This is a genomic window from Apibacter raozihei (assembly GCF_004014855.1).
Lineage (GTDB): Bacteria > Bacteroidota > Bacteroidia > Flavobacteriales > Weeksellaceae > Apibacter > Apibacter raozihei.
This window is the reverse complement of record NZ_CP034930.1, coordinates 1,162,471-1,179,243: the sequence shown is the minus strand read 5'-3', so window position 1 is coordinate 1,179,243 and position 16,773 is coordinate 1,162,471. Positions and strand designations below refer to the sequence as shown.

Here is a 16,773-nt window from a genome sequence, read left to right as displayed (position 1 = left end):
TGACTTTAGGGTGTTTCATATTGTATATTTGCAAACTTAAATTGAAAATATTTATAAATGAAGACTTCAGATTTTGATTTTAAATTACCCCCTGAGTTATTGGCTGAAAGACCTGCGGAAAACAGAGATGAGGCAAGGTTAATGGTGGTACACAAAAAGACAGGGGAAATTGAACATAAATTATTTAAAGATGTCATTGACTATTTTGACGAAGGAGATGTCTTTATTTTGAATAATACAAAAGTTTTTCCCGCTCGCTTATATGGCAACAAGGAAAAAACCGGAGCCCAAATTGAAGTTTTCTTACTTCGTGAACTTGATGCTGAATCAAGAATTTGGGACGTATTGGTAGATCCTGCCAGAAAGATCCGAATCGGTAATAAACTGTTTTTTACAGAAGATGATAGTCTGGTAGCTGAGGTAGTAGATAATACCACTTCCCGTGGAAGAACTTTACGTTTTTTATTTGATGGTTCTTATGAAGAATTCAGAAGAAAATTAAAAGAACTAGGGGAAACACCACTTCCAAAATATATTAAAAGAAAACCGGATGCTGATGATGCTGAACGTTATCAAACTATTTATGCAAAGGAAGAAGGAGCTGTAGCAGCACCTACTGCCGGATTACATTTTTCGAAACATTTACTTAAACGGCTGGAAATTAAAGGCGTTGAATTTGCTGAAGTTACTTTACATGTTGGATTAGGAACTTTTGCTTCTGTAGAAGTTGAAGACCTCTCCAAGCACAAAATGGAAAGCGAACAAATCAGTATAAATGAAAAAACTTGCAAAATAGTTAATAATGCAATTGAAAGTAAACATCGTGTATGTGCTGTGGGTACGACCTCGATGAGGGCTATTGAAACTTCTGTATCTGCTAATAAACGATTGAATCCCTATGATGGATGGACGAATAAATTTATATTTCCTCCTTACGATTTTGGTATTGCAGATGCTATGATTACCAATTTTCATACACCTAAATCAACCTTAATGATGATGATCGCAGCTTTTGCGGGTTATGATCTGATTATGAAGGCTTATAAAGAAGCTATTAAAGAAGGATATAAATTTTATTCGTATGGTGATGCTATGCTAATCATATAACATACGGGATTATATTTTGAACACAACTAAAAAAGATATAAGAGCCTTAAGTTTACATGAACTTGAGGCTTACTTTTCATCTATCGGTGAAAAAGCGTTTCGTGCCCGTCAGGTATATGAATGGTTGTGGAATAAAAATGCTCATTCTCTTTCTGATATGACCAATCTGTCGAAATCTTTACGAGAAAAACTGGATGAACATTTTATTATAAATCCTGCAGAAATACACGTTATGCAGAGGTCTATAGATGGAACTATAAAAAATGCGGTAAAGCTTCATGATGGCAATGTGGTTGAATCGGTAATGATTCCAACTTCTACCCGAACGACAGCTTGTGTATCTTCTCAGGTTGGATGCAGTCTTGATTGTACCTTTTGTGCAACGGCAAGACTTTCCAGAATGAGAAATCTTACTCCTGCTGAAATTGTAGATCAGGTGGTTTTGATAGATAAGCAAAGCCGAGAGTATCATGAAAAGCCTCTTTCTAATATTGTTTTTATGGGTATGGGTGAACCCATGCTTAATTATCCCTCTGTTACCGAAGCTATACGGAAAATAACAGATGAAAAAGGGTTAGGCATGTCACCTCGCAGAATTACTGTATCCACTTCCGGAATACCTAAAATGATTAGTAAACTGGCAGATGAAAATTTAAAAGTTCGTCTTGCTTTATCTCTTCACTCAGCTATAGAAAGTAAGAGAAATCAATTAATGCCATTCAGCATTAAATTTCCTTTATCAGATGTTATGGAGTCTTTACAGTATTGGTACTTAAAAACAAAAAGCAGAATTACCTTTGAATATATTGTATGGAAAGGGATTAATGATACTGACGAAGATATTCAGGCGCTGGTAAGATTTTGTAAAAAAGTACCGTCTAAAGTCAATTTGATTCAATATAATTCTATTGAGGAAGGAGGCTATAATCAGGCTTCCAACCAAATTACAGAACGCTATATCCAACTTCTGGAGAAAAACGGAATTACTGCTAAAGTAAGAAAAAGCCGGGGCGAAGATATTGATGCAGCCTGTGGGCAGTTAGCCAATAAGCATTAAAGTTATATCAAATATTCTGAAAGAGCTTTTCTAATTTCTGTGTTTCCGTCCTAATTTGACTTACTCCGATAACACCTCCTGAAAATCCGCTGGATACAGAGGATACTGCAACAGAATAAGTGTTTTCTCCCTCGGGTTTTATAAGAACCTTAAATTTAAAATACTTTACAAATGCTCCAAATAAGAGTCGTAATACCCGATCTCCTTTAACATATACCAAACCTTTTGCACTGTCAACTTTTTTGTATTTTTCACCTCTTAAAGCCAGATCTATGGTGTTTTCCAAATCGCTTGCTGAGGAACATTTATAGATGTGCACAAATGCTATAGAAGAAGTAATTTTATTATTTAAAAAAAAACTCATAATTATAATTTATTACTATTATTTTATAAAAATACTAAATTTAATTAATTTCTAAATTGTTTTTAAACGCAGTAAACATAAAATTAATTACATTCTTTTCAATATAAATTGTTTAGATATAAAATCTGAAATAAACTTTAACAATAAAAATTTATTTTCCGGATTCTTTATACCATTTATAAACCCCAATTAAGGCATTGATTTCATATAATACCGACTGAACGGCGAAAATATAATTATGGGAGAGTAGGTTAACGGTAAACCATATGAGATTACTTACAGACCAAAGAATCCAGGAAAAGGGTTGCCTCATGATCATAGTGAACTGTGCAGACACTCCAATGACAAAGGCTATACAATTTAATATAAATAACCAGAAACTGGTTTCTTTGCCTATAATTGTTTCTCCACAGAAATACATAATTAATACTCCTAGTACACAGAACAAGATAGTTAGAACAAGACTTGTATAATTAATTTTTGATATTTTAACCTTGCCTTGCCTATCCTGATTTTTCTTTTGGGTCCAGAGACTTAAACCTAAGATATGAGTAATAAAGTAATATAAGCTACTTGCAGCTAATCCTAAATTACCAAATAAATACTGAGTGTAAATTTCTCCTACATTGGCAGACATACCTAATACGTTTGACCATATGGGTGAACGCCCTACTAAAACACTTACACACATATACCCTAAAAATACGGTAAGAACAAAAATACAGACTGCCGTGAAAGGCTGTTTCCCGGTTTCCCACATCTCCCAGCCTAAATATAAGGTAATTCCAAAGGCAACTGCATACCATAGAATTCTGAAAATTTTCTCTAAAGATAAATAATGATTTCTATTTTTTGTTTCCATACATTTTATTTTACCTTCTTCCGTACGTATTTTATTTTAACTCCATTCTCTGCCAGATAAACACCCGCTAATATACAGATAGAACCTGCAATTGCTATCTGGGTTATTTTTTCGCCTAAAATTGCGGCAGAAGTTATCAAAGTAACTAAAGGCACTATATAAATATAATTAGATGTTCGGATAACTCCCAAATTTTTAACTGCTGTATTCCACATGAAAAAACATAGCATGGAGGCTATAATTCCTAAAAACAATAAATTTATATAAACTACAGGTCTAAATAAAATTTTTAAATCAATGCTAATAGGCTCGTATATAAAAAAGGGAACAAGAGTTATAATTCCGTAAAAAAAGACTTTCCTTGTGATAAATAATATAGGATATCTATTTTCCATTTTTCTTAAAATCAGACTATAAAAGGCCCAGGAAAAAGCTGCCGCAACAGTTAAAAAATCACCCAAAGGATTTAATTTTAATATAAAGCTACCATTAAAAATTACTAAAGTTACTCCAATAATAGCCAGTAATGAACCATATATGAGTTTGGTGGTTGGTTTTTCGTTTTTTCTATTGATTAAAAAAGACAAAAGAGCTGTAAGTAAAGGAGCTGTACATAAAATGAGAGAAACATTGGAAGCCTGAGTTATTCCTAATGCCATATTTTCTGTTATAAAATATAACGATCCTCCGAAAAGACCTAATAGCCCGAAATAAAATTCATCTTTCCAGTTTTCTGATAAAAATTTTTTGGGAGAAAAGAACCATATACAGAGATAAGCCATTAAAAATCTAAAAAAAAATATTTCAGTTGGCGTCAATCCGTTATATATTAAAATCTTAGTTGATATTAATGTAGTTCCCCAAATTACAGCTGTTATTAAAGCCAGTAAATGATATCTAATTTCTTTTCCTTTTGCAATCACTGAATATTGTATCTAATTAGATGCAAAAATAAAAAATACTGGCAGTTATAAAATATAACTGCCAGTAAAATAATTTCTGTAGAATAAAATTAAATTTTAAGGATTTAGCTTTTTAAAAACTGATCGATATGCTCAGCTGTCTTTCTTGCATGAGCAATACTGGATACTACTAAAGATTGCCCACTGACACAATCTCCGGCAGCAAACACTTTATCAACACTAGTTTTTCTTAACTCATCCGTATGAATATTTTTTCTTTCATTCATAATGATTTCCATTTCTTCTAAAAATCCTTCCTGTATAGGGTGAACAAATCCTAAGGCTAAAAAAACCAAATCAACTTTCAAAGTTTCTGAGTTTCCGGTCTCATTTAGCATCATTCTTCCGGTCTCATCTTTCCCCCATTCTACTTCAACAAGTTCTACACCTGTTAGCTTTCCGTTTTCTCCAATAAATCTTTTGGTATTTAGTGCCCATCGTCTGTTGCTACCTTCTAAGTGAGAAGATGAGGTTTTAAGATAAACCGGAAAAGGAATCGGCCATCTATGTTCAACTTCTTTAAGTTCTTTGGGCTTAGGTAAAATTTCAATCTGGATTACATTAGCTGCTCCTTGCCTGTTTGCCGTACCGATACAATCTGATCCGGTATCTCCTCCTCCTATTACTAATACATTTTTACCTTTTGCATTAATTAATTGCTCATCAGGAACCATTTCTCCGGCAATAAGCTTATTTTGCATAGTTAAGTACTCCATAGCATAGTAAACCCCCTCCAGCTCTCTTCCTTCAATGGAAAGATTTCTAGGCACCTGAGAACCTATAGCTATACAAACCGCATCAAACTGAGCAACTAGTTCAGAACTTTTAATATCTTTCCCTACTTCGGTATTGGTCACAAATTCAACTCCTTCCTCTTTCATTAGCTCAACCCTTCTTTGTACAATATTTTTATTGAGTTTAAAATCAGGAATACCATATCTCAAAAGTCCACCTATACTATTTTCTTTTTCAAAAACAGTTACCATATGTCCTTTTTTATTTAATTGATTGGCTACTGCCATTCCTGCCGGCCCTGACCCTATGACGGCAACTCTTTTGCCTGTTCTTTCCAATGGAGGCTGAGGTTTCATATGTCCTTCGGAATACGCATGTTCCATTACTGCTGCTTCATTCTCCCGAATAGTAACCGGTGAATCATCAATGGCTAATACACAGGTTTTTTCACAGGGCGCAGGACATACCCTTCCCGTAAATTCGGGAAAATCATTAGTAGACTGTAAACTATGTGCTGCTCTCTTCCAATTTCCTTTATAAATAAAATCCTGCCATTCAGGCATTTTATTTCCTAATGGACAACCATACTGGCAAAAAGGAACTCCGCAGTCCATACATCGTGATGCCTGCAACAGGCGATCTTCTGTGTTTAATGTCTGCTCTACTTCGCCATAATCTAAAATCCTTTCATGTTTTGGACGATAACCGGCTTCTTTTCTATATACTGTTAAAAATGCTTTAGGATTTCCCATTTTTATTTTCTCTTATCTTAATAATCGTATTCTACTTTTGAAATTTTTTCATTAATTGCTTTCATCTTTTCTTCCTGTAATACCCTTTTGTATTCAATCGGCATTACTTTTATAAAGCGATTAACCTCTTCGTTCCAATTATCCAGAATTCTTCGGGCTATAGGACTTTGAGTATGTTCATAATGTGTGGTTATCAGATTTTGTAGTTCCCGATTATCTGACGAATCTTCAATTAAAGACAACTCCACCATTTCCATGTTACAGTAATAGTCAAAATCACCATCTATGTCATAGACGTAAGCGATTCCACCACTCATTCCAGCGGCAAAGTTTCTTCCGGTTTTACCTAATACTACGGTTCTACCTCCGGTCATATATTCACAGCAATGATCTCCTGCACCTTCAACTACTGCAATAGCTCCACTGTTTCTCACACAAAATCTTTCTCCTACCTGTCCGTTTATGTAAACTTCTCCTGATGTTGCTCCGTATAAAAGTGTATTTCCAGCTATTATGTTACTTTCAGGTCTGAAGTTGGATGAACCTGGGGGTAATAATATAATTCTTCCTCCTGAAAGCCCTTTTCCTAAATAATCATTAGCATCTCCTTTTAATGTAAATGTAACTCCTCTGGATAAAAAAGCTCCGAAACTTTGTCCTGCTGATCCTTTAAATGAACAACATATCGTATTTTCCGGAAGGCCCTGGTTGCCATATTTTCTGGCAATTTCACCGGAAAGCATAGATCCTACGGTTCTATCCGTATTTTTAATAGCATGGGTAAGCGAAACCGGCATGGCTTTATCAATTGCGGGATGACAAATTTCTATAAGTTCCCTGTCTAATACTTTATCAATTTTATGATCCTGAAGTATTGCCTGACGTATTGAGTTTTTATTCTCTTGTGGATAGTAAAGTATTCTTGAAAAATCTAATTTTTCCTGACGAGTATTTATACCTTCTTTTTTAGCATATAAAAGATCTGCTCGTCCAACAACATCTTCCAATCTTTTAAATCCTAGTGCAGCCAGATGTTCCCGGACTTCTTCCGCAAGGAAATTAAAGAAATTGATTAGATAGTCACTTTTCCCTTTAAACTTGGCTCTTAGTGCTTCATTTTGTGTAGCAACCCCTACCGGACAGGTATTTAAGTGACATTTTCTCATCATAACACAACCTAAAATTATCAGGGCACTTGTAGCAAATCCAAATTCTTCAGCACCTAGCATAGCCGCTACTAAAATATCTTTCCCTGTTTTAATTTGTCCGTCAGCCTGTAATCGAATATTACCTCTTAAGTTATTAAGTACCAAAGTCTGCTGAGCTTCTGCTAAACCTATTTCTAATGGTAAGCCTGCATGTTTAATAGAACTTAAAGGGCTGGCTCCGGTACCTCCGTCGCAACCACTGATTAAAATTAAATCTGCTTTTGCTTTAGCTACTCCTGCTGCAATGGTTCCTACTCCACTTTCTGATACTAACTTAACACTTATTATAGCTCTGGGATTTACATTTTTCAAATCATAAATTAACTGTGCTAAGTCTTCAATTGAGTATATATCGTGATGGGGTGGCGGAGATATTAGGGATATACCCGGTATGGAATGTCTGGTCTTAGCAATAACATTATCCACTTTAAAACCCGGTAACTGTCCTCCTTCTCCTGGTTTTGCTCCCTGAGCAACTTTAATTTGAATTTCATCTGCATTTACCAAATATTCCGTGGTAACTCCAAAACGTCCGGAAGCTACCTGCTTGATAGCTGAGCGCGCATTTGTAGCAAAACGTTCTGCCAGCTCTCCTCCTTCTCCTGTATTACTTTTTCCTCCAATTGTATTCATAGCAACCGCCATGGCTTCATGGGCTTCTTTGCTAATAGAGCCAAAGGACATAGCTCCCGTTACAAACCGTTTCATTATGGAAGATGCCGGTTCTACTTCGCTTATATCTACGGGTTGATTGGACTTGAAATCAAAAAAGTCACGAATAAATATTTTATTGGTTTTATAATCGACCTCACGGGTAAACTCTTTAAATTTGCTATAATCGCCAGTTCTGGTAGCTATCTGTAGTTTAGCTATGGTCTCGGGATTCCAAGCATGCGCTTCTTTATCTTTTCTCCAAGAATAAAATCCTAAATTTTCATAAAATGTGGAATTATAATTTTCTTTATATGCTTTATTAAATGCCTGTATTGCATCTTCTGCAATATCTCCTAAATCAATTCCTTCGATTTTTGAGACTGTATTACCAAAATAAGTACTCAATACACCTGTATTAATTCCTACAGCTTCAAATACTTGTGCACCTATGTAACTTTTCAGGGTTGAAATCCCCATTTTAGAAAGCACTTTAAGAAGACCTTTATGAATAGATTTCATATAATTTTTTTCCGCTGTAGGAAACATCATCTGAATTTCTCCTCTTTTCACCAGACTATCTAAAACGGCAAATGACAAATACGGATTAACTGCATTTGCGCCATACCCAAACAGCAAGGCAAAATGCATAACTTCCCGGGGTTCGGCAGATTCTATAACCAAATCAACCTGCATTCTTTTCCTTTTGTTTACCAGATAATGGTGTACAGCTGAAACTGCTAATAGTGAAGGAATAGCTATTTCTTTCAGACTTGCAGTACGATCACTTAAAATAATGTAATTACTTCCACCATCTACAGCTTCTTCAACTTTTTTACAAACTATTTCTAATCCTTCCTCTAATCCTTTCGTAGGTGAATGATCATCAGGCGAGAATGTCATAGGAATAACTGAAGACTTAAAACCTTTATAATCAAGATGTAAAAGTAAATCAAGCTCTTTATTCGTAATTATAGGATAGGCCAATCCTACCATTTTACAATGTTCCGGCATTGGCTCCAAAATATTTTTATGTAATGAACCTATATACCCGGCCAAAGACATTACCAATTCCTCTCTTATAGGATCAATAGGAGGATTAGTAACCTGTGCAAAATGCTGTCTGAAATAATTGAATAACTGGTTGGGTTCTTTTGACAAAACCGCTATAGGAGTATCATTTCCCATAGAACCAATAGGTTCTTTCCCATCTACAGCCATGGGTATTAATAATTTTTCAATATCCTCTCTATAATACCTGAAAGCGGAAAGTTTTGTTTCTAAATTATCCAACTCATATTTAACAGATCTTCCAGAACTTATACCATCGAGAGATATTCTGTTTTTACCTAGCCATCTTTTATATGGGTAAGCTTTGGCTAAATTTTCTTTTAATTCTTTATCATATTTAATAGTTCCTTCTTCAATGTCTACCATCAGCATTTTCCCAGGTCTTAACCGGCCTTTTTCTCTAATTTCAGAAGGATCAAAGTGTAATACTCCTGTTTCTGACGCTACAACCATTACATCTTTATGGGTTATTAAATATCTTGCCGGACGTAATCCATTTCTATCGAGCAGTCCGCCGGCATATCTACCATCACTAAATAAAATAGTTGCAGGCCCATCCCATGGCTCCATTAAAATACTATGATATTCGTAAAAAGCTTTAAGATCTGAAGAAATAGGATTTTTATCGTTCCATGATTCTGGAATCATCATTGCCAATGCGTGAGGAAGAGATTTTCCAGACATTACCAGAAATTCTAATACATTATCAAAGGATGCACTATCACTCATTCCTTGTTGTACAATAGGCCAAATATCTTTTATTTCTCCGATTTTTTCGGATTTAAGTACGCTTTCTCTTGCCTCCATCCATAAACGATTACCTTTAATCGTATTGATTTCACCGTTATGCCCTACGAGGCGAAAAGGCTGAGCTAAATCCCAGGTAGGGAATGTATTTGTACTAAACCTTGAGTGAACCAATGCTATTGCGCTTGTAAAGTTGGGATGTAACAAATCAGGGAAATATTGCCTTAATTGACAAGATGTCAACATTCCTTTGTAAATAATTGTTCTTGTGGACAGACTGACAATGTAACAACTCCTTTTATCTTTTATATCTGCTTCTAATATTGCTTTTTCATATTTTTTTCTTAACAAATAAAGTTTTAGTTCTAATTGTTCTTGTGAAAAATCTTCTCCTGAGATAAAAATTTGTTTAATTATAGGCTCGGTTTCTATTGATGTTTCTCCAAGTATATGACTATTGACGGGAACATCTCTGAACGCTAAAAACGTAAGTTTTTCTTTATTTATTAAATCTTCTAAAATAGCTTTAGCTTTTTCCTCTTCGCTTTTTTCTTTAGGAAAGAAAACCAGTCCGGATCCGTATCTCCCTTTTTCGGGAACGGCAATACCCTGAAGAAGAACAAATTCATGAGGAATCTGCATCATGATACCGGCACCGTCTCCTGTTTTATTATCTGCACTTTCTGCTCCTCTATGAGTCATGTTTTCCAGCACCTGAAGCCCATTCTCAATAATTGAATGCGAACGCACACCTTTAGTGTGAACTATCAATCCTACCCCACAAACATCATGCTCATATTCGGGGCTATACAATCCCTTTTGTATTACTTCTTTTTTCCACATATTATTAATTCAGATAATTTTAGTTTGTATAAGATTATTCTACTTGTTTATTTGTGACGTGCCTATACATTAAATACTGATTTATATTTCAGAGCTTGAAATATTTGATTTATTTAGCTGATTTTATTTCCAGAATTTGTATTTAAAAGTATTTACCAACAAACAACCTGCAAATATATCAAAAATCAAGAATATTTTTTAAACAAAAAGCAAAAAAATAACACTATTTTATGTAAATATCATATATTAATAATATTTTATACCATATAAAACAAATTAAAAGATTTTTTGGGATTTTTTTTAAGAATATTTCAACATTATTTTTTTATTTTCATTAAAAAAAGTATGACCCCCTATTTAAAACAGATCTACTTCTATAAAATAATTAAAAAAAAATAAACCACCCTTATTTTATTTAGACTGCTTCTAAATAAAATAAGGGTGGTTAAATTCTCTAACATACAATTTGAAGTATATTACGGATAAGTTTTTTTTCTTTTTGAGCTGTTAGTAAGTCGAATTTTTGTTTTTCGAAGATGCTTATGCATATTTCTATGTAGTTTTTGATGATATAAAAACCATCCCCCTAATGCACCTATGCAACTGCCAATAGTTATATCCAGAAATCGGGCATAAATTGACACAGACGGTTGTGTATCAATTGTTTTTCCACCTTCAGCCATGAATATGGTTAAAGCTGTAACGAAGATAATTGCAGCTCCATAATGTCTGGTCACCAACATTTCTACAATAAATTGTAAAATAACTATACTTATACATATTGAAATTGCCGACATATGGGTACTTAACAGAGCAGAAGCTAATCCGATACCTATAAATGTACCTATTATTCTGTGAAGGCTTCGCTGCCAAACATGTTTGCTGGTTGAACCCTGCATTACTGCTGCACAAGATACCGGCACCCAATAGGGATTAGTTAGATTTAAGCAGTAAGCCAGCATTAATGCTGCCCCGATAAATAATCCTGTAATTATTGATTCTGTAATATTTGAATATGAACTTTTATTGACAATAATTATTTCTGTCCGATCTGAGTATTTTTTTAGGGTTATTAAACTGTATATAAAAGCCAACATACAGGTTGAAATAGTTCCCATTGTAATAATACCCAGTTTAGCCGATATTTGATCAGGTTGAAACGGCATACATATTGCAACGGATGCAATTAAAATAAAAAAGAAATATCCTGGTGGTTTTAACCTAAAATATTTGGTTATCCAATACATTACAGATGCATAAAGACCCAGCGTTATGGATGCTACCCAAGGATTGAAACTAAAAATAAGCCCTGCGAAAAATGAAACTACAAATCCGAACGAACATATCATTAGAGTTGTCATTCTATTAGCTATTGCGGTCTGCGGTAAATATAACACTACCAAACCGGATATACTTGCTAAGATACCATTAGCAACCTGATTCATAAAAAGCCCCGATAACAGAGGTACACCCACACAAAATGCTGCTAAAACCGGCAAATGCCATTTTCTTTCAGTTTTTTTAAATTCTACTAGACTTTTTAAATTTTCTTTAAACCCTGAACTTATTTTTATATTCATTTTAACTCTTAAAATTATATTCTTATTATTAAAATTAATTCTCCTACTATGTAGTGTGCTTAATTAACCTGCACATAGTACACAACTTTTTACTCTTTTCTGATTAACAAAACTTATATGAAACAAAATTAAATCTGTCAATGCTTTCATACAAACAAACAGCATCTTTTTTAATAAATAAGAAAAATTCATACGCAAATGACAAAATCCATATAAGATAAAATTAACTCCTTCTTATCTGTTTAGTAACTACTTCTTAATATTTATATGCTTTTTTTGCCGAAAATTATTATATGAAAAATTATTTATTAAAGATAGGAATTGCATGTATCGGATTTATACAAGCTATATCTTGTAGCAATGATGATACGGCTACAACTAATACTAGCCTGATTAATGGTAAAGATATCTCGACATATGCTTCGCTTACTGCAAACAAATCAATTCAAAAAAGTGAATTTAGCGTTCTAAACAACGGAAACTGGAAGCTTTATGAGGGCGATAATTCAAATTTTAATTTTGATATACCTCTTTTACAAGGAACCAGTGAAGGCAAATATTTGCTTGACAATCAAATATTTAAACTTTATTGCTTTGAATGGAAAGATGGTTCAAGAAACATTTTAGGTCTCAGACAGTTACCTATTGAAGGACAACCTAATTTTCGTGATTTAGGGGGATATAAAACCCGAGATGGTAAATATGTAAAATGGGGTGCTGTGTTCAGGTCCGGTAAATGCAATATACTTACGAGTAATGATCTCTCCTATTTGTCTACTATTCCTTTAAAAACTATTATTGATTTTCGCTCTGAGAGTGAAAGAACTTTCGAACCGGACAGGGTTCCTACCAGTGTAAAAACACAAATTCAATTACCTATTGAACCTGGAAATCTAAGTTCAATAAATATTTCAGATGTTCTTGCTAATGGTGATGTGGCCTCTTCTAAACAATTTTTAGTTGATGCTAATAAAATATTGGTTTTAAATTTTCAAAATGAATATAAAACTTTTTTTGCTCATTTAATGAATCAAGATAGTAAACCAATCATGTTTCATTGTACGGCAGGCAAAGACAGAGCTGGTTTAGCTGCCGCTCTATTTTTATCATCTTTAGGTGTAGATAGAGAAACTGTTATTCAGGATTATCTTCTTACAAATACCCTAACCGGAGTAACTATGGAATCAATGAAAGCTAAATACGGTGATAATGCTACTGCTGAATGTATGTATTACTTATATTCGGTACAAAAAGAATATATTGAGGCTGCTTTTTCTACCATAGAAAAGGAATATGGAAGCGTGGAAAATTATTTAACTCAACAGCTTAATGTTGATTTAAACCTTATGAAAAGCTTATATTTATATTAATAAACCTATTTATAACAAAAAAGAGACAGGAAATATATTTCCTGCCTCTTTTTTATTTTGAAAATTTATAATCCTGAATGAAAATATTAACCGGCAGCTAATTTTTCTTTAATCTGGACTTCGATTTCTTCTAACAATTCAACATTATCTTTTAGTAATTGTTTTACAGCATCTCTACCTTGTCCTAGCTTGGTATCCTGATAACTGAACCAAGAACCAGATTTACCAACGATTCCCATCTCTACACCTAAATCTAAAACTTCTCCTACTTTTGAAATTCCTTCCCCATACATAACATCAAATTCGGCCTGACGAAACGGAGGAGCAACTTTATTTTTAACAACCTTAACTTTTACACGGCTACCTATAGCATGTTCCCCATCTTTAATTGGTGTACCTGATTTTCTTATATCAATTCTAACTGAAGCATAAAATTTGAGTGCATTCCCTCCTGTTGTTGTTTCAGGATTACCAAACATAACACCAATTTTTTCCCTCAGCTGGTTAATAAATATAACTGTACACTTGGTCTTGCTGATTGTTCCGGTAAGTTTTCGTAATGCCTGAGACATTAGACGTGCATGTAACCCCATTTTGGAATCGCCCATTTCTCCTTCAATTTCTGCTCTGGGTGTAAGTGCAGCGACTGAATCGACAACAACAATATCAATAGCTCCTGAACGTATTAAATTATCAGCTATTTCCAAAGCTTGTTCGCCATCATCCGGTTGCGAGATAATCAAATCATCAAGGTTTATACCTAGCTTTTGCGCATAGGTAGGATCAAAAGCATGTTCAGCATCAATAAAAGCTGCTATACCGCCTTTTTTTTGGGCTTCTGCAATTGCATGCAATGTCAAAGTTGTTTTACCTGAAGATTCCGGTCCAAATATTTCAATCACCCTACCTCTTGGATATCCATTCACGCCCAGTGCTAAATCTAATCCGAAAGAACCGGTAGGAATTACATCTACCTCTTCGACCGGTTTGTCTCCCATTCTCATTACAGCTCCTTTGCCGTAAGTTTTATCTAATTTATCCAGAATTAAATTCAATGCTTTTTTCTTAGCATCAGAACTATTTGCTGACTCTTTTTCTGCCATTTTTATTTTATTTTTTATTTTGCTCAATGATTTGTTCTGCGTGATTTTTAGTTTTTACTTTAGTTATTATGTTAGTTATTATTCCGTTTTCATCAATTATAAAAGTGTATCTTAATATTCCATCAAACTCTCTGCCCATAAACTTTTTCTTTCCCCAAGCACCAAATGCCTGGATAATTTTCTTATCGGTATCTGCAATCAATGGAAATGGAAAATTGTATTTATCATGAAATTGTTTTTGTTTTTGAATTGTATCAGCACTTACACCTAAAATAGAATATCCTTCTGCTTGCAATACATGATAATTATCTCTTAGGCTACATCCTTCAGCAGTACACCCGGGCGTATTAGCCTTTGGATAAAAATACACTACTAATTTTTTGCCTTGAAACTCCTGATAAGTTATTGTTTTTCCTTCCTGATCTACCCCTTCAAACTGGGGAATTTTATCTCCTATAGTTAACATATTTTAAGGTCTTTAGCATTCGTTATATGTAAAGATATTTATAAATAATGTAAGTATCAATTTATAAGTATCAAATTTACACACACCCCAATCAACGCCTTAATAAACAACAACTTACATAATAAAATTTTGTTTACAAACCAATTAGTAATACTATTCGATTATTCAGCTAAACAAAGTAAATGTTAAAAAATTTTATTTTTTCGACAAAATCAAATCAGAAATTCATCGTATCTTTTCGTAGTTTTAAATCCTTTCTGATTGAAGTATTGTTGGGAATTTTCTGTATTTTCAGCCATAACAAAGTCTCCGCCCCAAGCTCCTAAACTTTTAATGAAACCGGGATAATCGGAGAATATTTCTTCTTTAACTGTAGGTATTCCTAAAAATTCAGAGATGGACTGTTCATGTAAAACCATAAGTTCTGAAAATTTTTTAAAAGTACATTTTGGTTTGTTTACAGCTTTCGTGATTTGAGTTATGGTATTAATTAAATCCTGTGATTTTTCTTTTTTTCGATACTGCTGGATTCCTTCTCTGGAATTTTGTTTTTTATTTAGATGTACAAAAATTAAATTATCAGATATAGATGAGGATATAAATGCATCTTTTACTAATGGTTCACCATTCATAAGTTGATATGTAATGGGCGTTTCAGCATCAGCACAGGCTATATCATAACCACTGCCCCCAAAAGTTTTGGATAGCAGATGATATGGATTAACTTTTGACCATTTAGCTATATTATTGATTAATGTTGAGCTTGAACCTAAGCCCCAATCTTCTGGAAATTCTAACTGGGTTTCACATTCATATCCAAAATCTTCATTAAAAATAGGTGAGCCTAATTCATGTACTTCGTGAAATATCTGCAACAGGGTTGCTGCCAGTTCTGGCTTATTAGTACTAACAATTTGATTTTTAATCACATCAAGTATACAAGTAAACCATAATTCACCATTATTTTTATAGGCAAGCCATGTAATTCTGTTATTTTTCTGATTTGAAAAGTGTACATTTAGTGATTGTCCTTGCTGTGTTGGAACTGCTAGAGCTAATGCTCCATCCAGTACAGTATATTCTGCTGTTAGTAATATTTTTCCTTTGCTTCTGAAAGTTTTAACTGAGTCCAAATTTAGTATTCTATCTTTTTAGAGGTTTAAAATAATAAAAATTCATGGTTAAGCAAAATATTTTTCTGCTTCTTGAATTGATTCCGGTTTACCAACATCAATAAGCTGCGCAGAATGTTTGTAGCCTAAAATATTCTGGGTTTCCATTATATCAAGGTATGTTTTAATAATTGAATATTTACCTCTTTCTTGCATCAATTTAAAGAGTTTTGGATTTACTACATGAATACCACTAAATGCAAAAGCATCTGTATCTGATAGAGAAAATCCATCTTTAAAGACTGAATCTCCTGAGGTTAAATTACTCCATCCTACAAGACTATTATTTGAAAAAAAAAGTTTCCGTGAAGAATTTCTGTCTGAAACGGCCAAACTTACCAATGGCTGATACTGCTCATGAAACCTTATCATAGAATTAAGATCCAAGTCTGTTAAAATATCAACGTTCATTAGCAGGAAGGAATTTTCTTGTAAGAATGGCTCTGCCTTCTTCAAGCCGCCTCCGGTTTCTAAAACTGCTTCTCTTTCATCTGATATTTCAATTTGACAATCAAAATAGTTATGGTATTTTAAAAAATCTATAATCTGCTGGCCAAAATGATGTATATTGATAACTATATCATTAATCCCAAAAGATTTTAAATATTGAATATTACGCTCAAGTAATGTCTTACCATTAACTATAGCCAAGGCTTTAGGGTGGTTTTCAGTAAAAGGCTTTAAACGAGTCCCTAAACCTGCGGCAAATATCATTGCCTTCAT

13 protein-coding genes are annotated in these 16,773 nt (G+C 33.7%); 3 read left to right on the top strand and 10 right to left on the bottom strand.

Annotated elements, in window-relative coordinates:
* The first annotated feature begins 57 nt into the window (after positions 1-57).
* A complete protein-coding gene (gene queA, locus EOV51_RS05405; protein WP_128150654.1) occupies positions 58-1,107 on the top strand; it encodes a tRNA preQ1(34) S-adenosylmethionine ribosyltransferase-isomerase QueA in 1,050 nt (349 codons plus the stop codon).
* Between the two features lie 16 nt (positions 1,108-1,123).
* Positions 1,124-2,164 (top strand): 23S rRNA (adenine(2503)-C(2))-methyltransferase RlmN, encoded by a 1,041-nt coding sequence (gene rlmN, locus EOV51_RS05400; protein WP_128150652.1) that lies wholly within the window; start codon positions 1,124-1,126, stop codon positions 2,162-2,164.
* 7 nt (positions 2,165-2,171) lie between these two features.
* Here rlmN and EOV51_RS05395 read toward each other — a convergent pair whose 3' ends face one another.
* The 6 genes from EOV51_RS05395 to EOV51_RS05370 form a co-directional block, all read right to left on the bottom strand.
* Positions 2,172-2,528, bottom strand: a complete 357-nt coding sequence (locus tag EOV51_RS05395) for a hypothetical protein (RefSeq protein WP_128150649.1) — start codon at positions 2,526-2,528, stop codon at positions 2,172-2,174.
* A gap of 151 nt (positions 2,529-2,679) precedes the next feature.
* A complete protein-coding gene (gene pnuC, locus EOV51_RS05390; protein ID WP_128150647.1) occupies positions 2,680-3,390 on the bottom strand; it encodes a nicotinamide riboside transporter PnuC in 711 nt (236 codons plus the stop codon).
* Positions 3,391-3,395: 5 nt separating this feature from the next.
* Positions 3,396-4,313 carry a DMT family transporter gene (locus EOV51_RS05385; RefSeq protein ID WP_128150645.1) on the bottom strand — a complete coding sequence of 306 codons (918 nt, stop codon included), beginning with the start codon at positions 4,311-4,313 and terminating at the stop codon, positions 3,396-3,398.
* 104 nt (positions 4,314-4,417) lie between these two features.
* Positions 4,418-5,839 carry a glutamate synthase subunit beta gene (locus EOV51_RS05380; RefSeq protein WP_128150643.1) on the bottom strand — a complete coding sequence of 474 codons (1,422 nt, stop codon included), beginning with the start codon at positions 5,837-5,839 and terminating at the stop codon, positions 4,418-4,420.
* A 17-nt stretch (positions 5,840-5,856) separates the two neighbouring features.
* The gene (gene gltB, locus EOV51_RS05375) at positions 5,857-10,359 is read right to left on the bottom strand and encodes a glutamate synthase large subunit (protein WP_128150642.1); all 4,503 of its coding nucleotides are present in this window, start codon (positions 10,357-10,359) and stop codon (positions 5,857-5,859) included.
* Between the two features lie 476 nt (positions 10,360-10,835).
* On the bottom strand, positions 10,836-11,939 hold the full coding sequence (locus EOV51_RS05370) for an FUSC family protein (RefSeq protein ID WP_128150641.1): 1,104 nt from the start codon (positions 11,937-11,939) through the stop codon (positions 10,836-10,838).
* A 293-nt stretch (positions 11,940-12,232) separates the two neighbouring features.
* On the opposite strand from EOV51_RS05370, the gene EOV51_RS05365 reads away from it, so the two are divergent.
* A complete protein-coding gene (locus EOV51_RS05365) occupies positions 12,233-13,309 on the top strand; it encodes a tyrosine-protein phosphatase (RefSeq protein ID WP_128150640.1) in 1,077 nt (358 codons plus the stop codon).
* 86 nt (positions 13,310-13,395) lie between these two features.
* Here EOV51_RS05365 and recA read toward each other — a convergent pair whose 3' ends face one another.
* The 4 genes from recA to EOV51_RS05345 form a co-directional block, all read right to left on the bottom strand.
* Complete coding sequence (gene recA, locus EOV51_RS05360) at positions 13,396-14,412, bottom strand: recombinase RecA (RefSeq protein ID WP_128150639.1); 1,017 nt, start codon at positions 14,410-14,412, stop codon at positions 13,396-13,398.
* 7 nt (positions 14,413-14,419) lie between these two features.
* Positions 14,420-14,878: a thioredoxin-dependent thiol peroxidase gene (bcp, locus tag EOV51_RS05355; protein WP_128150637.1), complete on the bottom strand. Its 459-nt coding sequence runs from the start codon at positions 14,876-14,878 to the stop codon at positions 14,420-14,422.
* Positions 14,879-15,090: 212 nt separating this feature from the next.
* A complete protein-coding gene (locus tag EOV51_RS05350) occupies positions 15,091-16,011 on the bottom strand; it encodes a GYDIA family GHMP kinase (RefSeq protein ID WP_128150635.1) in 921 nt (306 codons plus the stop codon).
* 48 nt (positions 16,012-16,059) lie between these two features.
* Complete coding sequence (locus EOV51_RS05345) at positions 16,060-16,773, bottom strand: nucleotidyltransferase family protein (protein WP_128150633.1); 714 nt, start codon at positions 16,771-16,773, stop codon at positions 16,060-16,062.

Excerpts from the sequence above, each read along its gene's own strand:
- queA (WP_128150654.1), top strand. The coding sequence starts at position 58 with ATGAAGACTTCAGATTTTGATTTTAAATTACCCCCTGAGTTATTGGCT.
- EOV51_RS05395 (WP_128150649.1), bottom strand. The coding sequence starts at position 2,528 with ATGAGTTTTTTTTTAAATAATAAAATTACTTCTTCTATAGCATTTGTG.
- pnuC (WP_128150647.1), bottom strand. The coding sequence starts at position 3,390 with ATGGAAACAAAAAATAGAAATCATTATTTATCTTTAGAGAAAATTTTC.
- EOV51_RS05380 (WP_128150643.1), bottom strand. The coding sequence starts at position 5,839 with ATGGGAAATCCTAAAGCATTTTTAACAGTATATAGAAAAGAAGCCGGT.
- gltB (WP_128150642.1), bottom strand. The coding sequence starts at position 10,359 with ATGTGGAAAAAAGAAGTAATACAAAAGGGATTGTATAGCCCCGAATAT.
- EOV51_RS05370 (WP_128150641.1), bottom strand. The coding sequence starts at position 11,939 with ATGAATATAAAAATAAGTTCAGGGTTTAAAGAAAATTTAAAAAGTCTA.
- EOV51_RS05365 (WP_128150640.1), top strand. The coding sequence starts at position 12,233 with ATGAAAAATTATTTATTAAAGATAGGAATTGCATGTATCGGATTTATA.
- recA (WP_128150639.1), bottom strand. The coding sequence starts at position 14,412 with ATGGCAGAAAAAGAGTCAGCAAATAGTTCTGATGCTAAGAAAAAAGCA.
- bcp (WP_128150637.1), bottom strand. The coding sequence starts at position 14,878 with ATGTTAACTATAGGAGATAAAATTCCCCAGTTTGAAGGGGTAGATCAG.
- EOV51_RS05345 (WP_128150633.1), bottom strand. The coding sequence starts at position 16,773 with ATGAAGGCAATGATATTTGCCGCAGGTTTAGGGACTCGTTTAAAGCCT.